Annotated in this window: 14 protein-coding genes and 1 riboswitch; of the genes, 6 read left to right on the top strand and 8 right to left on the bottom strand. The window is 70.4% G+C overall.

The features are described from left to right. Positions 1 to 101: 101 nt before the first annotated feature. The gene (locus tag ACFW5B_RS19015; RefSeq protein ID WP_327688185.1) at positions 102 to 383 is read left to right on the top strand and encodes an HPr family phosphocarrier protein; all 282 of its coding nucleotides are present in this window, start codon (positions 102 to 104) and stop codon (positions 381 to 383) included. Positions 384 to 664: 281 nt separating this feature from the next. Here ACFW5B_RS19015 and ACFW5B_RS19020 read toward each other — a convergent pair whose 3' ends face one another. The 4 genes from ACFW5B_RS19020 to ACFW5B_RS19035 all read right to left on the bottom strand — a co-directional run bounded on the left by ACFW5B_RS19020 (position 665) and on the right by ACFW5B_RS19035 (position 5,569). Further along, on the bottom strand, positions 665 to 1,354 hold the full coding sequence (locus ACFW5B_RS19020; protein ID WP_386440400.1) for a GntR family transcriptional regulator: 690 nt from the start codon (positions 1,352 to 1,354) through the stop codon (positions 665 to 667). Between the two features lie 263 nt (positions 1,355 to 1,617). Beyond that, positions 1,618 to 2,418 carry a M23 family metallopeptidase gene (locus tag ACFW5B_RS19025; RefSeq protein WP_386440403.1) on the bottom strand — a complete coding sequence of 267 codons (801 nt, stop codon included), beginning with the start codon at positions 2,416 to 2,418 and terminating at the stop codon, positions 1,618 to 1,620. Between the two features lie 12 nt (positions 2,419 to 2,430). After that, positions 2,431 to 2,586, bottom strand: a riboswitch (cyclic di-AMP (ydaO/yuaA leader). Between the two features lie 212 nt (positions 2,587 to 2,798). Further along, entirely contained in the window at positions 2,799 to 4,181 is a 1,383-nt protein-coding gene (locus ACFW5B_RS19030; RefSeq protein ID WP_386440619.1) for a M16 family metallopeptidase, read from the bottom strand. A gap of 38 nt (positions 4,182 to 4,219) precedes the next feature. Then, positions 4,220 to 5,569 (bottom strand): M16 family metallopeptidase, encoded by a 1,350-nt coding sequence (locus ACFW5B_RS19035; RefSeq protein WP_386440622.1) that lies wholly within the window; start codon positions 5,567 to 5,569, stop codon positions 4,220 to 4,222. A 296-nt stretch (positions 5,570 to 5,865) separates the two neighbouring features. On the opposite strand from ACFW5B_RS19035, the gene ACFW5B_RS19040 reads away from it, so the two are divergent. Then, positions 5,866 to 8,313 carry a DNA topoisomerase (ATP-hydrolyzing) subunit A gene (locus ACFW5B_RS19040; RefSeq protein ID WP_386440405.1) on the top strand — a complete coding sequence of 816 codons (2,448 nt, stop codon included), beginning with the start codon at positions 5,866 to 5,868 and terminating at the stop codon, positions 8,311 to 8,313. 60 nt (positions 8,314 to 8,373) lie between these two features. Here ACFW5B_RS19040 and ACFW5B_RS19045 read toward each other — a convergent pair whose 3' ends face one another. Further along, the gene (locus tag ACFW5B_RS19045; protein WP_386440408.1) at positions 8,374 to 9,507 is read right to left on the bottom strand and encodes a CobW family GTP-binding protein; all 1,134 of its coding nucleotides are present in this window, start codon (positions 9,505 to 9,507) and stop codon (positions 8,374 to 8,376) included. 122 nt (positions 9,508 to 9,629) lie between these two features. After that, positions 9,630 to 10,799, bottom strand: coding sequence for a citrate synthase/methylcitrate synthase (locus tag ACFW5B_RS19050; protein WP_386440411.1), 1,170 nt, complete (start codon positions 10,797 to 10,799; stop codon positions 9,630 to 9,632). A gap of 113 nt (positions 10,800 to 10,912) precedes the next feature. Between ACFW5B_RS19050 and ACFW5B_RS19055 the strand changes: the two genes are divergently transcribed. The 4 genes from ACFW5B_RS19055 (at position 10,913) to ACFW5B_RS19070 (ending at position 16,808) form a co-directional block, all read left to right on the top strand. Continuing rightward, complete coding sequence (locus ACFW5B_RS19055; RefSeq protein ID WP_386440413.1) at positions 10,913 to 12,160, top strand: citrate/2-methylcitrate synthase; 1,248 nt, start codon at positions 10,913 to 10,915, stop codon at positions 12,158 to 12,160. Between the two features lie 198 nt (positions 12,161 to 12,358). Next, positions 12,359 to 13,357 (top strand): sucrase ferredoxin, encoded by a 999-nt coding sequence (locus ACFW5B_RS19060; RefSeq protein WP_386440416.1) that lies wholly within the window; start codon positions 12,359 to 12,361, stop codon positions 13,355 to 13,357. Between the two features lie 1,124 nt (positions 13,358 to 14,481). Next, positions 14,482 to 16,137, top strand: coding sequence for an ATP-binding protein (locus tag ACFW5B_RS19065; protein ID WP_386440625.1), 1,656 nt, complete (start codon positions 14,482 to 14,484; stop codon positions 16,135 to 16,137). After that, positions 16,134 to 16,808, top strand: coding sequence for a response regulator (locus tag ACFW5B_RS19070; RefSeq protein ID WP_386440419.1), 675 nt, complete (start codon positions 16,134 to 16,136; stop codon positions 16,806 to 16,808). Before ACFW5B_RS19065 ends, ACFW5B_RS19070 begins: the two co-directional genes overlap by 4 nt. A gap of 124 nt (positions 16,809 to 16,932) precedes the next feature. Here the strand turns inward: ACFW5B_RS19070 and ACFW5B_RS19075 are convergent, their stop codons facing one another. Next, positions 16,933 to 18,537 carry a cation acetate symporter gene (locus ACFW5B_RS19075; protein ID WP_386440422.1) on the bottom strand — a complete coding sequence of 535 codons (1,605 nt, stop codon included), beginning with the start codon at positions 18,535 to 18,537 and terminating at the stop codon, positions 16,933 to 16,935. Next, on the bottom strand, positions 18,534 to 19,031 hold the full coding sequence (locus ACFW5B_RS19080; RefSeq protein WP_386440424.1) for a DUF485 domain-containing protein: 498 nt from the start codon (positions 19,029 to 19,031) through the stop codon (positions 18,534 to 18,536). Before ACFW5B_RS19080 ends, ACFW5B_RS19075 begins: the two co-directional genes overlap by 4 nt. Positions 19,032 to 19,288 lie beyond the last annotated feature (257 nt).

Consider the following 19,288-nt stretch of genomic DNA (forward strand, 5'->3'; position numbering starts at 1 on the left):
TCTCCGCGGGCCGCCGCAGCCAGGACGCAGCGCCGGTGGACCACGCCCGGCAGCGTGAGAGACTGGTCTAGACAACTGTCACGACTGTGAAGGGCAACACCATGGCAGAGCGCCGCGTCAATGTCGGTTGGGCCGAGGGCCTGCACGCCCGCCCCGCGTCGATCTTCGTCCGTGCGGCCACCGCCTCGGGCATCCCGATGACGATTGCCAAGGCCGATGGCAACCCCGTCAACGCGGCCTCCATGCTCGCGGTCCTCGGGCTGGGCGCCCAGGGCGGCGAGGAGATCGTGCTGGCCTCCGACGCCGAGGGTGCCGAGGCGGCGCTCGACCGTCTGGCCAAGCTCGTCGCCGAGGGTCTCGAGGAGCTCCCCGAGACCGTCTGAGTCCGCCAGGACTTCCACTGCGTGCGACGGCCCCGCCGTGGCGACCTGGCCGGTCGCCGCGGCGGGGCCGTTTCACTGTGCGGCACCGGAGAGGTGCACGGAATTTCCGGGCGACCGCCCTCCGGGACACGTCAGGAAAAGGGCAGACCAATGAGCGCACACGGTGCGGTAAAAAGGCATGCCAAATGCAGCCGCGGAGCGAATCAGGTACCGGCACACCGCCACAGTCCATTCCGCATTTCTTTGCGCTTCTTTGCAATTCTTTGTATACGGGGCGATTGTTAAGGGAGGGCGCGTGCCGTATTGACGGGCGGTTTCGGATCCCTCACCTCGGTCCCGGCGGGGCGCCGCAGCCGGTGGACCGGGAGCGAGCGCTCGACATGAGCCGCCATCAGGGCGCGCGCCCGTTCCGCGTCTCCCCGGGCCACCGCGTCCAGCACCGCGCCGTGTTCGTCCCAGGACTCACCGGCCCGGGACGGCGGTTCCACCGCGTACATCCACTCGATCTTGCGCCGCAGCTGGGTCAGCAGCGCCGTCAGGCTGGGACTGCCGACCGCCTGGGCAAGCGTTTCGTGGAACCAGTCGTCCAGTTGGCGCAGATCCGCGAGGTTGCCGTGCCGGGCCCGCTCGCGGCCGAGCCGTACGAGGCCGCGGAGCACCTTGAGGTGGGCCGGGCTGCGGCGGGTGGCCGCGCGGGCGGCGCCCAGCGGCTCCAACAGGGCGCGGATGTCCAGGAGATCGGCGGCCTCCTGCTCGGTGGGCTCGGCGACGCAGGCGCCCGCGTGGTGGCGGGTGGTGACGAAGCCCTCGGACTGCAGGGTGCGCAGTGCTTCACGGACCGGCACCCTGGAGACGCCGTAACGGGCCGCCAGGATCTCCTCGATCAGCCGGCTCCCCGGCGCCAGCGCACCGGAGACAATGTCGTCGCGAATCGCCGTGCACACCGCATGCGCGGAAATATGGCCTCGCATCTTCCGAGCCTCCGCCGTAATCCCCTGGAAGCGCCGCCGGTCGGCGACTTTTCCGTGACTCTATTCGACCGGCCCGGCTTTTCCGACGGCGCGGGGTTATTCAGGGATATTTTTTGGCCGGAAGTCGCGGGCCACCGGCGCCACCCGGTGCGGACCCACCGGTCCCGGATACGCCGAAGCCCCGGCCGGGGGACCGGGGCTCGGGAAGGACGCTCGGCGTGCGGCGCGGGGCCCTGCGGGGCGCGGCACCGGCGAGAGGGGGATCAGACGTTGACGCCGTGCCCGCGCAGGTACGCGATCGGGTCGATGTCCGATCCGTAGTCGGGGCCGGTGCGGGCCTCGAAGTGCAGGTGCGGGCCGGTGACGTTGCCGGTGGCGCCGGAGAGGCCGATCTGCCGGCCCGGGGTGACCTTCTCGCCGACCGAGACGCCGATCGACGACAGGTGGCCGTACTGGGTGTACGTGCCGTCGTTCATCTTGATCACGATGTTGTTGCCGTACGAACCGCCCCAGCCGGCCTCGACGACAGTGCCCGAGCCGACCGCGTGGACGCTGGTGCCGGAGGCGGCGTGGAAGTCGATGCCGGTGTGGCTGCCGGAGGACCACAGGCCGCTGGAGGCCTTGTAGGCGGTGGAGACGTAGGAGTCGGCAATGGGGGCGACGAAGGCGTTGAGGCGCTTGCGCTCCGCCTCGCGGGCGGCCCGGACCTTGGCCTCGTGGGCGGCCTTGGCCTTCTTCTTCGCCGCCTCGGCGCGCCGCTTGGCCTCGTCGGCCTGCTTCTTGGCGACGGCCTCGGCCTTCGCCCGCGCCGCGGCGACCTCGGCTTCGGCCTGCTGCGCGTCGGCCTGCGCCTCGACACGGTTGGCGAGCTCGTCACCGATCACGACAGCCTGCTGCAGCCCGGTGTCGTGGGCGGCCGCCTCCTCCGTCGCGGCCAGCGCCGGCGAGGCCACGGACGCAACCACACCACCGGCCGCGATGGTGGCTATGCCGGCGATGTTGCGGGTCGTCCGAACGGGACGGCTCGTGCGGCGGTGCTTCCCGGTGGCACGGATGAACGCCATGTGCTGGCTGGTCCTTTCCCTCCTTCTCGCCTACCGGGTTAGCTGACGGGTTCGGAGCAGGAAGGTCTCCTACGGCCTCCTCGGAGAGGAGCCCGATTCACCCCACGGGACATATGGGTCCCCGGCTCCCCTGGCTCGCGCCGTCCGGGGACTCGGCGATGACTGCCCGGTGCCACTGTTGTGGCGGACTTGTGACGAACAGCCGGACCGACGCTAAACGGGGCAACTTTCAATCGGCAAACAGAACCGGTTTTTTGTGCGGGATGCCACAAGAACCGGTGCACCAGCCGAGATAAACCGGACATACGGCGGCTCCCGTGACGAACCAGTGCCACGGGAGCCGCCATGTCGGCATATGACCGTCCGTCATACGGCGGGGATCAGCCGCTGACGACGGTCACCTCACCGATGCCCAGCGCCTTGACCGGCTCGGCGATCTGCGCCGCGTCGCCCACCAGGACCGTCACCAGCCGGTCGACGGGGAAGGCGCTGACCGCCGCCGCGGTGGCCTCGACCGTACCGGTCTCCGCGAGCCGGGCGTACAACTGCGCCTGGAAGTCGTCCGGGAGCTGCTGCTCCACCTGGTCGGCGAGGGTGCCGGCGACGGCCGCCGCGGTCTCGTACTTCAGGGGCGCGACTCCGACGAGGTTCTGCACGGCGACATCCCGCTCCTCGTCCGTCAGCCCCTCTGCCGCGAGGGTGCGCAGCACCTTCCACAGGTCCTCGAGCGCCGGGCCGGTGGAGCCGGTGTCCACGGAGCCGCTGATGGCGAGCAGCGCGGCGCCCGTGGCCCCCTCGGGGGAGCCGGGGGCGGTGGAGCGGAGCACCTGGCCGAAGGCGCGCACCCCATAGGTGTAGCCCTTCTCCTCCCGCAGCACACGGTCCAGACGGGAGGTGAGGGTGCCGCCCAGGCAGTACGTGCCGAGGACCTGCGCGGGCCACACCCGGTCGTGCCGGTCGGCCCCGATCCGGCCGATGAGCAGCTGCGTCTGGACGGCGCCGGGGCGGTCCACGATCACCACCCGGCCGCTGTCGTCGGCGACGATCGGCGCGGCCTTCAGCGGCTCGGCCGTGGAGGCGGTCCAGGCGCCGAGGGTGTCGGCGAGCGCCGCGGCGAGGTCGACGCCGGTGAAGTCACCGACGATGACGGCGGTGGCCGTGGCGGGCCGTACATGGGCGTCGTAGTAGGCGCGGACGGCGGCCGCGTCGATACGGGCGACGGTCTCCTCGGTGCCCTGCCGGGGCCGCGACATACGGGCGGTGTCCGGGAACAGCTCCCGGGACAGCGCCATCGCGGCACGGCGGGCAGGGTTGGCCAGCTCGTGCGGAATCTCGTCGAGACGGTTGCGGACCAGCCGCTCGATCTCGCTCTCCGGGAAGGCGGGCGCCCGCAGCGCGTCGGCGAGCAGGCCGAGCGCACGGGTCAGCCGGGACGCCGGCACCTCGAGGGAGACCCGTACGCCGGGGTGGTCGGCGTGCGCGTCCAGGGTGGCGCCGCAGCGTTCCAGCTCGGCGGCGAACTCCTCCGCGTCATGCCGGTCGGTGCCCTCGGACAGCGCCCGCGCCATGATCGTGGCGACGCCGTCCAGGCCCTCGGGCTCGGCGTCCAGCGGCGCGACGAGGTTGATCTCGACGGCGACGACCTGCTGGCCGGGGCGGTGGCTGGTCAGGAGGGTGAGCCCGTTGGGCAGTTGGCTGCGCTCGGGGGCCGGGAAGGCCCACGGCTTGGGCGCGCCCCCCTGGGGCTGCGGGTGGAAGTCCATGGCACTCACGGGGGAATCGGCGTGGGTGGTGGCGTCGCTCACTGGTCCGCCTCCCCTTCCTCGGTGTCGGCGGCGTCGGTCGGCTCGGTGGGCTCGGTGGGCTCGTAGACGAGCACCGCACGGTTGTCGGGGCGCAGCCGGGCCTTGGCGACGGCCTGCACCTCCTCGGGGGTGATGTCCAGGACGCGCTGCACGGCGGTCAGCGCGAGCTGCGGGTCGCCGAACAGGACGGCGTAGCGGCACAGTTCGTCGGCGCGGCCGCTGACCGTGGCCAGCCGGTCCAGCCATTCGCGCTCCAGCTGGGCCTGCGCCCGCTCCATCTCTTCCGGGGTCGGCCCCTCGGCGGCGAAGCGCGCCAGCTCCTCGTCGACCGCCCGCTCGATGTCGGGAACCTCGACCCCGCCGGACGTCTTCACGTCCAGCCAGCCCAGCGAGGGGGCCCCGGCCAGCCGCAGCAGGCCGAAGCCGGCGGCGACGGCGCTGCGGTCGCGGCGCACCAGCCGGTTGTACAGGCGGGAGGACTCGCCGCCGCCCAGAACGGTCAGCGCCAGGTCCGCCGCGTCCGCCTCACGGGAGCCGTCGTGCGGCAGGCGGTAGGCCGCCATCAGGGCACGGGAGGGCACCTCCTCCTCGATGACCTCACGCAGCTGGCCGCCGATGACGTCGGGCAGGGTGCCGTCGCGGGGCGGCTGCTTGCCGTCGTGCGAGGGGATCGAACCGAAGTACTTCTCGATCCAGGCGAGCGTCCGCTCGGGGTCGATGTCGCCGACGACCGACAGGACGGCGTTGTTGGGCGCGTAGTACGTACGGAAGAACGCCCGCGCGTCCTCCAGGGAGGCCGCGTCCAGATCGGCCATCGACCCGATGGGCGTGTGGTGATACGGGTGGCCCTCGGGGTACGCCATGGCCGTCAGCTTCTCGAAGGCCGTGCCGTAGGGGACGTTGTCGTAGCGCTGGCGGCGCTCGTTCTTGACGACGTCGCGCTGGTTCTCCAGCGAGTCCTCGTCGAGCGCGGTCAGCAGCGAGCCCATCCGGTCCGCCTCCAGCCAGAGCGCGAGCTCCAGCTCGTGGGCCGGCATGGTCTCGAAGTAGTTGGTGCGCTCGAAACTCGTGGTGCCGTTGAGCGAGCCGCCGGCGCCCTGCACCAGCTCGAAGTGGCCGTTGCCCTTCACCTGCGCGGAACCCTGGAACATCAGGTGCTCGAAGAGGTGAGCCAGGCCGGTACGGCCCTTCACCTCGTGGCGGGAGCCGACGTCGTACCACAGGCAGACCGCTGCGACCGGGGTCAGGTGGTCTTCGGAGAGCACCACGCGCAGGCCGTTGGCCAGCCGGTGCTCGGTTGCTGTCAGGCCGCCGGACCCGGCTTGTTCTGTGGCCGTGTGACCCATGGGCATGTACGTCCCTTCGATCCGCTTGCGAGGAAGTTCTGTCACTGTATGCAAGCGCGTCGGCATCTGGCGAAGTTCCCGTCCGACCGGCCCGAACGTACGCGCGCCCGGCGCCCGCGGTAGCCGAAGGGGGAGTCGCGGTCGGCGTTGTCAGTGCGGCGGTCCACAATGGTCCGCGTCAGACTCAGACATACTCGCGGGTTGATCCCCAGGTGGTTGACCCGACTGGTTGACCGTTGGTCCGATGTCGCCCCCCGACCTCGGCAGTAGACGCAGCAGAAGGAGCCGCAGCCGCGATGGCCCGCCGCAGCACGAAGACCCCGCCTCCGGACGACTTCGAGGAGAGGATCCTCGACATCGACGTCGTCGACGAGATGCAGGGTTCCTTCCTCGAGTACGCGTATTCGGTCATCTACTCGCGCGCCCTGCCGGACGCCCGCGACGGTCTCAAGCCCGTGCACCGCCGCATCCTGTACCAGATGAACGAGATGGGGCTGCGCCCCGACCGCGGCTACGTCAAGTGCGCCCGCGTCGTCGGCGAGGTGATGGGTAAGCTCCACCCGCACGGCGACGCGTCGATCTACGACGCCCTGGTGCGCATGGCGCAGTCGTTCTCCATGCGGGTGCCCCTGGTGGACGGCCACGGCAACTTCGGTTCGCTGGGCAATGACGACCCGCCCGCCGCGATGCGGTACACCGAGTGCCGGATGGCGTCCGCCACATCCCTGATGACGGAGTCCATCGACGAGGACACCGTCGACTTCTCACCGAACTACGACGGCCAGGAACAGGAACCGGTCGCCCTCCCCGCCGCGTATCCGAACCTCCTCGTCAACGGCGCGTCCGGTATCGCCGTCGGTATGGCGACAAACATGCCGCCGCACAACCTCGGTGAGGTCATCGCCGCGGCCCGCCACCTGATCAAGCACCCCAACGCCGATCTCGACACCCTGATGCGCTTCGTGCCGGGTCCGGATCTGCCGACGGGCGGCCGGATCGTGGGACTCGGCGGCGTACGGGACGCGTACGAGAAGGGCCGTGGCACGTTCAAGATCCGTGCGACGGCGACCGTGGAGAACGTCACCGCCCGTCGCAAGGGCCTGATCGTCACCGAACTCCCCTTCACCGTCGGTCCCGAGAAGGTCATCTCCAAGATCAAGGACCTGGTCGGTTCGAAGAAGCTCCAGGGCATCGCGGACGTCAAGGACCTCACCGACCGCGAGCACGGCCTCCGGCTGGTGATCGAGGTCAAGAACGGCTTCAACCCCGAGGCCGTATTGGAGCAGCTCTACAAGCTCACGCCGATGGAGGAGTCCTTCGGCATCAACAACGTCGCGCTGGTGGACGGCCAGCCGCTGACGCTGGGCCTCAAGGAGCTGCTGGAGGTCTATGTCGACCACCGCTTCGAGGTGGTGCGCCGGCGCAGCGAGTTCCGGCGGACCAAGCGGCGCGACCGTCTCCACCTGGTCGAGGGCCTGCTCACGGCCCTGGTGGACATCGACGAGGTCATCCGCCTGATCCGCTCCAGCGAGAACAGCGCGCAGGCCAAGGAGCGGCTGATCGAACGCTTCTCGCTGAGCGACATCCAGACGCAGTACATCCTCGACACCCCGCTGCGCCGGCTGACCAAGTTCGACCGTATCGAGCTGGAGTCCGAGCGTGACCGGCTGAACGAGGAGATCGAGAAGCTGACGCGGATCCTGGAGTCGGACGCCGAGCTGCGCAAGCTGGTCTCCGGCGAGCTGGCCGCGGTCGCGAAGAAGTACGGCACGGACCGGCGGACGGTCCTGCTGGAGTCGGCGGGCACCTCGGTCGGCGCGGTGCCGCTGGAGGTCTCCGACGACCCGTGCCGGGTACTGCTGTCCTCCACGGGCCTGCTGGCGCGGACGGTCACCGGGGACATGCCCTTCGACGTCGATGCCAAGCGCGTCAAGCACGATGTGATCGTCTCGGCGGTGCCGGCGACGACCCGTGGCGAGGTGGGCGCGGTGACGTCCCTGGGCCGGCTGCTGCGGATCTCGGTGATCGATCTGCCGCAGCTCCCGGAGACCGCGGCCGCGCCCAGCCTCTCCGGTGGAGCGCAGCTCTCGGAGTTCCTCACCCTGGAGGACGGCGAGGACCTGATCTGTCTGACCACGCTGGACGAGTCCTCGCCGGGTCTGGCTCTCGGCACGGAGCAGGGCGTCGTCAAGCGGGTGGTACCCGACTACCCCGCCAACAAGGAGGAGTTGGAGGTCATCACCCTCCGGGACGGCGACCGCATCGTGGGCGCGGTCGAGCTGCGCACCGGTGAGGAGGACCTGGTCTTCATCACCAATGAGGCGCAGCTGCTGCGCTATCCGTCGTCGCAGGTACGGGCGCAGGGCCGGCCGGCGGGCGGCATGACAGGCATCAAGCTGGGCGAGGGCGCAAAGGTGATCTGGTTCGCCGCGGTCGATCCGGCCGTCGACGCCATGGTGTTCACGGTCGCGGGCTCGCACGGCACGCTGGACGACTCGGTCGCGACGGCCAAGCTCACCCCGTTCGACCAGTACCCGCGCAAGGGGCGGGCGACCGGCGGTGTGCGCTGCCAGCGGTTCCTGAAGGGCGAGGACTGTCTGACGCAGGCGTGGGCCGGGCCGGCTCCGGTACGGGCCGCGGACGCCAAGGGCAATCCGGTCGAGCTGCCGGAGGTGGACCCGCGCCGGGACGGCTCGGGAGTGCCGCTGGCGAAGCGGGTGGCGACGCTGGCGGGGCCGGTGTAGCCGCCGGCAGCGGTAGAGGTTCCGACGCCGTCGGGCCGGTGGAGAACCGGTCCGGCGGCGTCACCCGTCTCCGGCCTCCTCGCGTGCTGCCACGTACCGCAGCACGCCCCACATGCTGTTCGGATCGGATTCCGACGGTGCGCTCTCCCGGCAGCCCGCCAGCTCCTTGCGCAGGGCCGGTGCGTCGATACCGCTGCCGATCATGACGAGCTGGGTGCACCGCTCCTCGCCCTTGGGCCACGGCGCGGGATAGAAGCGCAGGAAGTCCCCGACGGCGTGCACGGTGAACTTCTGGCGGTTCTCCGGTACGTCGAAGTGGACGAAACCCTTGATGCGGTAGAGGCCGGCCGGGCGGCTGTCGAGGAAGTCCATGAGCCGGCGCGGGTGCATCGCCTCGGCGGAGGTGAACTCCACGCTCTCGTAGGCGGCGTGGAGGTGACCTGTGTGGTGGGTGTGGCCGGGGTCACCGCATGCGCCGGGGTGGCCGCAAGGGGCATCGGCGTCGTGGGAGGCGTGAGCGGCCGCCCCGTTCGCCGCGGCCTCGCGCAGCAGGTCCTCGAAGGACAGCTGGCGGACGGCGGCGTCATGGTCCTCGCCCGGTCCGCGGTCGAAGAACAGCTCGGGGTCGACCCGCCCGTATGCGGTGCAGATCACCGGGCGGCCGGGAGCGAGGCCGGCGAGCGTGTCCATGAGGGACCGCCGCGCCGCGTCGCCGATGCGGTCGGCCTTGTTGAGCACCACGATGTCGGCGATGCCCACATGCCGGTCCAGTTCCGGATGCCGGGCCCGGGTGTCGTCGAATTCGGCCGCGTCGACGACCTCGATCAGCCCGCCGTAGACGATCCGGTCGTTGTCGCTGGCGAGGATCATCCGGATGAGTTCCTGCGGCTCGGCCAGCCCGCTGGCCTCGATGACGATCACGTCGATACGGGCGGCGGGGCGGGCCAGCCGCTCCAGGTAGATGTCCAGCTCGCTGGTGTCAACCGCGCAGCACAGACAGCCGTTGCCGAGCGAGACCATCGAGTCGACCTGTCCGGCAACCGTCATGGCGTCGATCTCGATGCTGCCGAAGTCATTGACGATCGCACCGATCCGGGTGCCGTCGCCGTTGCCGAGCAGATGGTTGAGCAGGGTGGTCTTGCCCGATCCGAGGAAGCCCGCGAGCACGACGACCGGGATCTGTTGCGTGGCCAAGGGGACGCCTCCATGGAGCGGGTGGCGGGCCGCGCAGACCGGCGGCTGACGAACTGCCGATCGTAACGGACCGCCGACCGCACGCGTCCGGCCCCGCACCCGCCCCCTTGCCGGCTCCCGCCCTAGCGGGGCACGACGACGGGCAGCGGCTGCGGCGGAGGCGGTCCGACGTACCGGGCCGCGGGTCGGATGATCTTCGAATCCTGGGCCTGCTCCAGGACGTTGGCGCTCCAGCCGACCACCCGGGCCGCACAGAAGGTGGGAGTGAACATCTCGCGCGGCAGCCCGCACAGCTCCATGACGACGCCGGCGTAGAGCTCCACATTGATGTGCAGCTCACGACCGGGCTTGAGCTCGGCGAGCAGCTCTTCGACCCTCGCCTCCACCTGGACGGCGAATTCCACCAGCGGGCCACCGAACCGCTCGGCAATACCTCGCAGCATCCGGGAGCGCGGGTCCTCGGTGCGGTAGACGGAGTGACCGAAGCCCATGATCCGGTCACCGCGCAGCACACGGTCGCGGATCCAGGAATCGATGCGGTCGGGGGTGCCGATGGCATCGAGCATGTCCAGTGCGCGGCTGGGCGCACCACCGTGCAGCGGCCCGGACAGCGCACCGACGGCACCGACGAGGCAGGCAGCGAGGTCGGCACCGGTGGAGGTGATGACGCGTGCGGTGAAGGTCGAGGCGTTGAAACCGTGGTCGATGGTGGAGATCAGATACGCCTCGATGGCCCGGACCCGGTCCGGCTCCGGCTCGTCGCCGGTGAGCATGTAGAGGTAGTTGGCCGCGTGACCGAGATCCGCGCGCGGCTCGATGGGCTGCATGCCCTGGCCGAGCCGGTGCAGCGTGGTGATCAGGGTGGGTACGGCGGCGCAGGCGGCAAGCGCGTCGGCACGGCGCCGACCGGCATCGATGTCGTACAGCGGCCGGAAGCCGGCCGTCGCGCCGAGCAGCGACAGCGCGGTACGCAGCCCGGCGAGCGGACCGGAGAGGGCACCGGCACGGGCGAGGGCGGGCAAGGCGTCGCGCACCGCCGCGGGCAGCGTGCGCAGGGCGGCGGTCTCGGCCGTGAACGCCGCCAGCTGCGCGGCGTCGGGCAGCTCCCCATGGAACATCAGGTACCAGACGTCCTCAAAGGTGCGGGCCGTGGCCAGCTCGACGGCCGAGTACTGGCGGTAGTGGTAGAAGCCCTCGGCGCCCCGGACGTCCCCCAGCTGGGTCTCGGTGACGATGACGCCCGCAAGCCCCCGCGGAGCGTCGATCGGTGCCTTCACCTCGGCGGTCGGCATGGCTGATCTCCTTGCTCTTCCTCACCCGAATATTGATCCCACTGTCCATGCTTGACTCAACACTTGTCAATGTTGATTGAATCAATATGGATGGGTCTGGATACGGTGACCTCATGGCGGATCGAGAAACGGCGCAGGATGCGGGCGGGCAGCGACTGAGCACCCGGGAGGCGGCCGACCGGCTCGGCGTGAAGCCGGAGACGGTGTATGCCTATGTCAGCCGCGGCCAGCTGACCAGCCGCCGCGAGCCGGGCGGCCGTGGCAGCACCTTCGACGTGAAGGAGGTCGACGCACTCGCCCGCCGGGCCGGGCGCCGCGAACCCACTGCCTCCGGTGGCGAGCTGGCGGTCCGCACGGGCATCACCCTGATCAACCGCGACCACTGCTACTTCCGCGGCGTCGACACTTCGGACCTCGCCGCCCGCTACAGCTACGAGGAAATCGCCGAGTGGCTGTGGACCGGCGACCTACGGCCCGGCATCCGCTTCACGGCGCCGCGGGACGCACTGCCCGCCGCCCGCCGCGCCGTACAGGCCCTCCCGGCCCACAGCGGCCCGATGGACCGGCTGCAAGTCGCCGTGATCGCCGCCGCGGCCGCCGACCCCCTGCGATTCGATCTGTCCGAGGGCACTGTCATCGAGACGGCGCGCACCCTCATCCCGACCCTTGTCGACTCGTTGCCGTCGCACGCCCCCGAGCAACGCGCCGGCGACTCACTCGCCTCACGCCTCTGGTCGCGACTGACCGCCGAACCAGCGGACGCCGCGGCACTCCGCGTACTGGATGCCGCACTCGTCCTGCTCATCGACCACGACCTCGCCGCCTCGACCGTCGCGGTCCGAGTCGCCGCCTCCGCCCGCGCCCACCCGTACGCGATCGTCTCGGCCGGCTTCGGTGCGCTGGACGGCGTGCTGCACGGCGCGGCGAGCGGGCTCGCCCACCGGATGCTGCAGGAGGTGCTGGACCGGGGCAGCGCGGCCGCCGTTGTCGCCGACCATCTCCGAGCCGGCCGCCGGGTACCGGGCCTCGGTCACCCTCTCTACTCAGGCGAGGACCCACGTGCCCGCGCCCTCTTCCAGTTCCTCGAGGACGTGCCGCAGGCCCGCCCCGCCCTGGAGGCCGCCCGCCAAGTGATCAGCACAACAGCCCGGCACACGGAGCTGCACGCCAACGTCGACCTGGCCCTGGCCGTCCTGACCGTCTCGGCAGGGATGCCGCCCGAGGGAGGCGAAACCATCTTCGCCGTCTCCCGCACGGCCGGCTGGATCGCCCACGCCCTGGAGGAATACGCCGAACGCCCTCTCCGCATGCGCCCCACCGGCCAGTACCACGGCCCCCGCCCGCCACAACCGCTGCCGTGACGGTGACGGTCGGCCCACGAGTCCACCGACGACACGGCACCGGCCATAGCGCCATCGGGATCTACATGACCGCATCCGCGTCGCCTGACCTCCCGCGGGGCGCCGCCCAGTCAATACCTCAGGGCATTCCAGCCGTCATCGCCCTCTTGAGGTACACCCGAAAGCCGGCGCCGAGCGAATGAGGTTAGGCTCACCTATGTGACTACCTGCGCCACCGCCTCCCGTGCATCGGCCGAATCTCTCGCCGGAACCGCGGCGCCTGCCCGGACCTGGCTGCTCATTGAGCAAACAGGCCCCTGGGGAACCCATGCACTGACGGACAGTCACCTCGACCCTGACGTCGGCCGGGCCCTTGAGGCCGCGGCAGAGGGGACGGGCGTACGCATCGCCCTGATCCGGCGGCCGGGACGCCACGCCGACTGCCACGGCACATCCAGGCGACGCCTCTTCGTCGCGCACACCGCCCCGGGCCGCTCCTGGATCCGGACAACCACCGTCACCGACCCGCAGGCCGCTCTCGGCCTGGACTTCACGGCCCTCGGTGCGGGAGAGCATCACGGCCTCTGGGAGCCGTACATCGGTGAGCCGCTGGTCCTCGTGTGCACCAACGGTAAGCGGGACCGTTGCTGCGCCATGCTCGGCCGGCCGCTCGCCGCCGAGCTCGCCACCGGCGGAACCGAGGTCTGGGAGGTCACCCACATCGGCGGCCACCGCTTCTCCCCCACCCTTTTCGTCCTCCCCTACGGCTACGCCTACGGACGAGCCTCCGCTCCGTTGGTCAAGGAGGCCGTGGAGGCGGCGCGCGGCGGACGGATCACGGGGGACCACTGCCGTGGGCGTTCGGCCTGGGACCGGCCGGGCCAGGCCGCCGACCTCGCGGTCCGCGAACTGATCGGGGAGGACCGGGCGGACGCACTCGACGTCGTACGGACCGACCCGGTGTGGCCCGAACCCAAGGCGGCCGACAGCCGGACGCCCTCCAGCACGACGGCTGCGGGACTCTCCCCTGCCTGGTCCGCTACGGTCGCGCACTCCGACGGGCGCTCCTGGCGGGTCACCGTCGAACAGCGGGCCGACGGTGCTGCGGCGCCCGCTAGCTGTGGTGCGCCGCTCGGTCCACCGGCGCGTATGGCGGTTGTTTCCGTCACCGCGGTGAGCGACATGCTTCACGGGACGGCCTGCACCGCCGGCAGGTGATTCCGCGGACTTCCCCCGACAGTCGCCGCGCCCTTCATCGACCTTCGAATCCACCGCACCGGGTCGGTGCGGGGCCTCGCGCTCGCCGGACCGATGACCGGCCGGGCGGCGACGGTCGTCCCTGCTCCCTGAACCTCGGCCTGGCTCGCCGGTGCCGTCCGGTGGCGCTGGGGCGCCCCAGGCCCAAGTGAGACGGCAGGCAAAACGCAGTGACCAACCGCGTCGGCCCCACGCAGGCGTGCCGCGGCGGCCGAAAGGCACGTCACCCGCCTGCCTCCACCGATGCCGCCACGCCCCAAAGCCATCCCCCGCCGACCCCATTGACCGCTCCCTCCCGCGCACCCACCGCGCGCCTCATCCCCGCTGGCGGCCCCTGACCACCCCGCGCAAGGCCCATCGCTTTCACCACGCGAGGTTAAGCACGCACACTCCGCACCCGAAAGGCCTGTGGATAACCCCTCCATGCGCTCACCCGGCCGCTGCTGGCAGACATCTGACCTGCACATTCGCCACGTCAGCCAGTCTGCGAACCAACCAGCGGCTTGAAGGCACCACCGACGCATCGCTGCCTGCTGCCCGGGGCGTACAGATGAGGGGGTGCCAGAAGTCCGAGCAGAGCAAGCCGACCATGGCAGCCGTGAGTCACGCCACCGTCCTCGCTTCGGCTGCCGACGCCATGGCATGGGCGACCGTGATGGCATGGGGATCTTGGTGCCCGCCTAGGGCCAGGCAACAGCAACAGCGAGCGCAGTGATTCGCCGCAGGTCACCATCCCCCGCGGCCCGCGGATTCACATCCGAGTCGCCGCCCGGAGACCCTCCGAATTCCCCCCATCAGGGATTCCCGCCCGACGCCGACCGCGCTTACTGTTCGTTCGTATGGGCGAAAGGGAAGAGTCGGTTCCACGCCCGAGCGGCCGAGAGCCCTCGGGTCCCGCGCCGTTTCCCGCCGGCACACCGGCTTCCGGCGTCGCCGCCGGAAAGCCGGGGGGTGTCTGGCTCACGACCGGCGGTCGACAAGACGTCAAGGCCACCGCCCCAGCCGGCCAGGAAGCCGCGACGGCAACGCTGCGCCGCACACGACCACGCCTGGGCTGGCCGCGGCGCGTGTTCTCCCAGGTCCTGATGGTGCAGCTGGCCATCGCCGCCGGTGTCACGGTGCTGGCGACCGGACTGTTCCTCGCCCCCCTCAGTGCACAGCTCGACGACCAGGCGATGCGCCGCGCCCTCTCCATCGCGCAGACCACCGCGGCCGATCCACGCCTCGATGACGCCCTGGAATCCTCCCGTCCGACACGGCACGGCCCCGTCCAGAACGAGGCGGAGCGAATACGCGCCGCCACCGGTGCCGAATACGTGGTGATCATGGACAGGCGGGGTGTGCGCTGGTCCCACACCGACCCGGACGAGATCGGACGGCACGTTTCGACCGACCCGAGTGCCGCGCTCTCCGGCCAGGAGGTCATGCAGATCGACGAGGGCACCCTCGGCCGGTCCGCGCGCGGCAAGGTGCCGCTCCGTGACGAGGACGGCAAGGTCGTGGGCGCCGTCTCCGTCGGTATCGCATACGAGAGCGTGCAGGAACGGCTGCTCTCGACCGTCCCCCAGCTGCTCGCCTACGCGGGTGGAGCACTCGCCGTAGGCGCTCTGGCCGCCTATCTCGTCTCCCGCCGCCTCCAGCGGCGTACCCACGATCTGGCCTTCTCCGACATCTCCGCGCTGCTCGCGGAGCGGGAGGCGATGCTGCACGGCATCCGCGAGGGGTTCCTCGCACTCGACAGACATGGCCGCATCCGTCTCATGAACGACGAGGCGCTGCGCCTCCTGGACCTCCGCCCCGAGGCCACCGGACGACCCCTGGAAGAAGCCCTGCCGCCGGGCCGCACCACCGAGGTCCTGGCCGGCCATGTTGCAGGGCAGGACCTGCTGGCCGTCAGCGGCCAGCGGGTTCTGGTGACGAACCGCATGCCTACAGATGACGGCGGCGCCGTGGTCACCCTGCGCGACCGCACCGAGCTGGAGCGGCTGGGCCGCGAACTGGACGGCACCCGCGGCCTCATCGACGCCCTCCGCGCCCAGGACCACGAGCACGCCAACCGGCTGCACACCCTCCTCGGCCTGCTCGAACTCGGGCTGCACGAGGAAGCCGTCGAGTTCGTGACACAGGCGGTGGGCGTGCATCGCGCGACGGCCGAGCAGGTCACCGAATGCATCCATGATCCGCTGCTGGCCGCCCTCTTGGTAGGCAAGGCGACCGTCGCCACCGAACGCGGCGCGTCCTTGAGCATCTCCCCCGGGACACACCTGCCCGACCGTCTGGTCGACCCGCCGAGCCTGGTCACCATCCTCGGGAACCTCATCGACAACGCCCTGGATGCCACATCGGGCGAACGCGACGCCCAACTGGAGACGGAGATCCGCACTGACGGCCGTACTGCCGTCGTCCGCGTCAGCGACAACGGACCAGGCGTACCCGAAGAACGTCGCGCGGAAATCTTCACCGAAGGATGGACGACCAAGGAGCCACCTGCCCATGGGCAGCGCGGTATCGGCCTGGCACTCGTACGCCGACTCGCCGAGCGCTACGGAGGCAGCGCTGAGGTCGGCGAACGCCCCGGCGGCGGCGCGGTGTTCACCGTGACAGTGCCCGACGCACTGTCCGATGAGCTTCCGGAGCCCCATGAAGCAGCCCCGCAGACAGCAATTACGGGACCCCGCACCACCGGGTGGGCCGCGGCGGGCTCGCGCCGCCCCGAAGGCGCTTCGGAGGCCGGCCGATGATCGATGTACTGGTCGTGGACGACGATGTGCACGTCGCGAAGATCAATGCGGCCTATGTCGCCAAAGTCGACGGGTTCCGCGTCAGTTGCGTGGCACACACCGCTGAAGAGGCCCTTGCCGCCGTTGAGACACACCCCGTCGACCTGATCCTTCTGGACCACTACCTGCCCGACAGAACGGGGCTCCAACTGGTCGGCGAGCTTAGGCGTCGTGGTCTTCTCACCGACGTGATCATGGTGACCGCGGCTCGCGACGTCGCAACCGTCCAGGCGGCGATGCGCCATGGCGCGCTGCAGTATCTGGTCAAGCCGTTCACCTTCGCCGGCTTGCGCTCCAAGTTGGAAGGTTACGCGGCGCTGCACCGCACTTTCGCCGGCGGCGGGCAGGCGGAGCAGTCCGAAGTGGACCGGATCTTCGGAGCATTGGGAGCTGCCAATGCCGGCTCCGCCGAGTTGCCGAAGGGACACTCCACTGCCACCGCCGACCGCGTCCGCTCGGTGCTGCGCTCCGCGGATGCCCCGCTGTCGGCCCAGGACGTCGCCGTGCAGGCGGGGCTGAGCCGGCAGACCGCCCAGCGCTACCTCAAACTCCTGGAACGCGCCGGGCGGGTACGCCTCACGCTCAGGTACGGCGAGACCGGCCGCCCCGAGCACCGCTACGAGTGGGTCTAGGTCTTCAGCACGGTCACACAGAGGGCGGGGCGGGAGCAGGCGCGGGTAGCACGATTGCCACGCCGCGCCCCCTCTCGTCACCCGGCCTCGGGGCATGCCCGCCACTCGCCCCTACAAGCACGCTCTACGCTGCCCCCGCCCCCGTGAGCGCCCGCACCTCCGTCTCCGCATGCCGTGCCTTGTCCGCGGCCTCCGGGGAGAGCACCGTTCCCAGCCAGCCCATCAGGAAACCCAGCGGGATCGATACGACACCGGGGTTGTCGAGCGGAAAGACGGCGAAGTCCAGCCCCGGGAAGAGTGACTCCGAGCTGCCGGAGACCACCGGTGAGAGGACAACCAGGGTGACCGCAGGGATCAGACCGCCGTATACGGACCAGACCGCGCCCCTGGTCGTGAACCGGCGCCAGAAGAGCGTGTACAGCAGCACCGGCAGATTGGCCGACGCGGCGACGGCGAACGCCAGCCCCACCAGGAAGGCCACGTTCAAGTCCTGCGCGAGCAGGGCGAGGCCGATGGCGACCGCGCCGACGGCCACCGCCGCGATGCGCGCCACGGCCACCTCGGCACGCTGAGCATCCTGCCCCGTACCACGCGGCCGTCGTAGCGAGGCATAGAGGTCGTGTGCCACAGAGGCCGACGACGCGAGCGTGATGCCGGCGACCACGGCCAGGATGGTGGCGAACGCGACCGCGGCCACCACGGCGAAGAGCACCGCCCCTCCGGTCGAACCGGCCCCGCCTCCCAGGTCGAGGGCGAGCAGCGGGACAGCGGTGTTGCCTGCCGTATTGGACGCCCGGACGGCATCACTGCCGAGTACTGCGGCAGCACCGAACCCGAGCACGATGGTCATCAGGTAGAAGCCACCGATCAGACCGATGGACCACACGACCGAGCGACGGGCGGCACGTGCCGTCGGGACGGTGTAGAAGCGGGACAGGATGTGCGGCAGCCCGGCCGTGCCCAGTACGAGGGCGATACCGAGGCTGATGAAGTCAAGCCGCGAGGTCCAGTCAGCGCCGTATTTGAGGCCGGGCGTGAGGAAGTCGCGGCCATGACCGCTGCGTTCCGCGGCCGTGCTCAGCAGTTCGTTGATGTCGCCGTGGAAGCGAAGCAGTACCAGGACGGTCAGGGCGACGGCGCCGCCCATGAGGAGTACGGCTTTGACGACCTGGATCCAGGTCGTGGCCCGCATGCCGCCGAAGGCGACATAGACCACCATCAGGGCACCGACTCCGATCACCATCCAGGTACGGGCCTGCTGCCCGGCGCCCCCCACGAGCAGGGCGACGAGGCTGCCGGCGCCCACCATTTGCGCCACCAGGTAGAGCACGGACACGGTGACGGAGGCCGCGCCTGCCGCGATGCGGACCGGGCGTACCCGCATCCGCGCGGCGACGACGTCGGCGAGGGTGAACCTTCCGCAGTTGCGGACCAGTTCGGCGACGAGGAACAGAACGATGAGCCAGGCGACGAGGAAGCCGACCGAGTACAGCAGGCCGTCGTACCCGTAGAGGGCGATCAGTCCGGAAATCCCGAGGAAGGAGGCGGCGGACATGTAGTCCCCCGCGATGGCGAAACCGTTTTCCATGGGTGAGAAGAGTCTGCCGCCTGCGTAGAACTCCTCGGTGGAACCGCTTCTGCGGCGGCTCACCCAGGTGGTGATCGCCAGGGTGACGGCGATGAACGCACTGAACAGGAGCAGCGCGAGGGTCTGGTGGTCACCGGTCACCGGATGTTCCCTCCGGTCAGTTCCTGGGTTTCCCAGCGGATGTCGAGCGCCGCGCTGTCCCTGCGCAGCCGGGCATGACGCGCGTACGCCCAGGTGAGCAGGAAGGTGGTGGCGAACTGGCCGAGTCCGGCAAGCATCGCGACGTTCAGGGCCCCGGCGACGCGGTGGGCCATCAGGTCCGGCGCAGCGGTCGCCGCGATCACATAGGCGAGGTACCAGCCCAGAAAGACCACCGTGCCGGGCAGGACGAACCGCCGGTAGCGGCGGCGCACTTCCTGGAAGGCCGTGCTTCGCTGCACGGCCAGATAGACCTCGTCGTGCGGCGCGGACCGCGGTTGCGGCGCCGGCGGCGGTGGCTGCGTGCCGCCTTGTCCACCCGTTGTCGCCACCGCATCGTCCCGTTCGCCCCACTCGAAGGCGAGAGCGTCGTACCAGGGGTCGTCGAGCTGTAGGGCCCCTGGCTCACCGGCCGAGTGGCCGTCCTGCTTGTCCACCGAACTCTCCTTGATGCACGGGTCTGTTGTCCGTGCGGCCCAAGGGTGGACAGAAAGGAAGATCCTGGACGCTTCATTGTGAATCCTTCACCCCATCAGGTGATGGGGTGACCTGGGCGGCTGTGGGGGACCGTGGTGGTACGCGTAGTGGATGGCCGGGGCCCAAAGCTGCCCCGCCCACCACGCGCCACGGAACGCCCCCAGTGGCGACCAGACGGCACAGAACCCCTCGACCGGCCCCCGGATCCCCGCGCGGC

Origin of the sequence: Streptomyces sp. NPDC058773 (assembly GCF_042746015.1) — a bacterium.
Lineage (GTDB): Bacteria > Actinomycetota > Actinomycetes > Streptomycetales > Streptomycetaceae > Streptomyces.

Excerpts from the sequence above, each read along its gene's own strand:
- ACFW5B_RS19015 (WP_327688185.1), top strand. The coding sequence starts at position 102 with ATGGCAGAGCGCCGCGTCAATGTCGGTTGGGCCGAGGGCCTGCACGCC.
- ACFW5B_RS19020 (WP_386440400.1), bottom strand. The coding sequence starts at position 1,354 with ATGCGAGGCCATATTTCCGCGCATGCGGTGTGCACGGCGATTCGCGAC.
- ACFW5B_RS19025 (WP_386440403.1), bottom strand. The coding sequence starts at position 2,418 with ATGGCGTTCATCCGTGCCACCGGGAAGCACCGCCGCACGAGCCGTCCC.
- ACFW5B_RS19030 (WP_386440619.1), bottom strand. The coding sequence starts at position 4,181 with ATGGACTTCCACCCGCAGCCCCAGGGGGGCGCGCCCAAGCCGTGGGCC.
- ACFW5B_RS19035 (WP_386440622.1), bottom strand. The coding sequence starts at position 5,569 with ATGGGTCACACGGCCACAGAACAAGCCGGGTCCGGCGGCCTGACAGCA.
- ACFW5B_RS19040 (WP_386440405.1), top strand. The coding sequence starts at position 5,866 with ATGGCCCGCCGCAGCACGAAGACCCCGCCTCCGGACGACTTCGAGGAG.
- ACFW5B_RS19050 (WP_386440411.1), bottom strand. The coding sequence starts at position 10,799 with ATGCCGACCGCCGAGGTGAAGGCACCGATCGACGCTCCGCGGGGGCTT.
- ACFW5B_RS19055 (WP_386440413.1), top strand. The coding sequence starts at position 10,913 with ATGGCGGATCGAGAAACGGCGCAGGATGCGGGCGGGCAGCGACTGAGC.
- ACFW5B_RS19065 (WP_386440625.1), top strand. The coding sequence starts at position 14,482 with ATGGTGCAGCTGGCCATCGCCGCCGGTGTCACGGTGCTGGCGACCGGA.
- ACFW5B_RS19070 (WP_386440419.1), top strand. The coding sequence starts at position 16,134 with ATGATCGATGTACTGGTCGTGGACGACGATGTGCACGTCGCGAAGATC.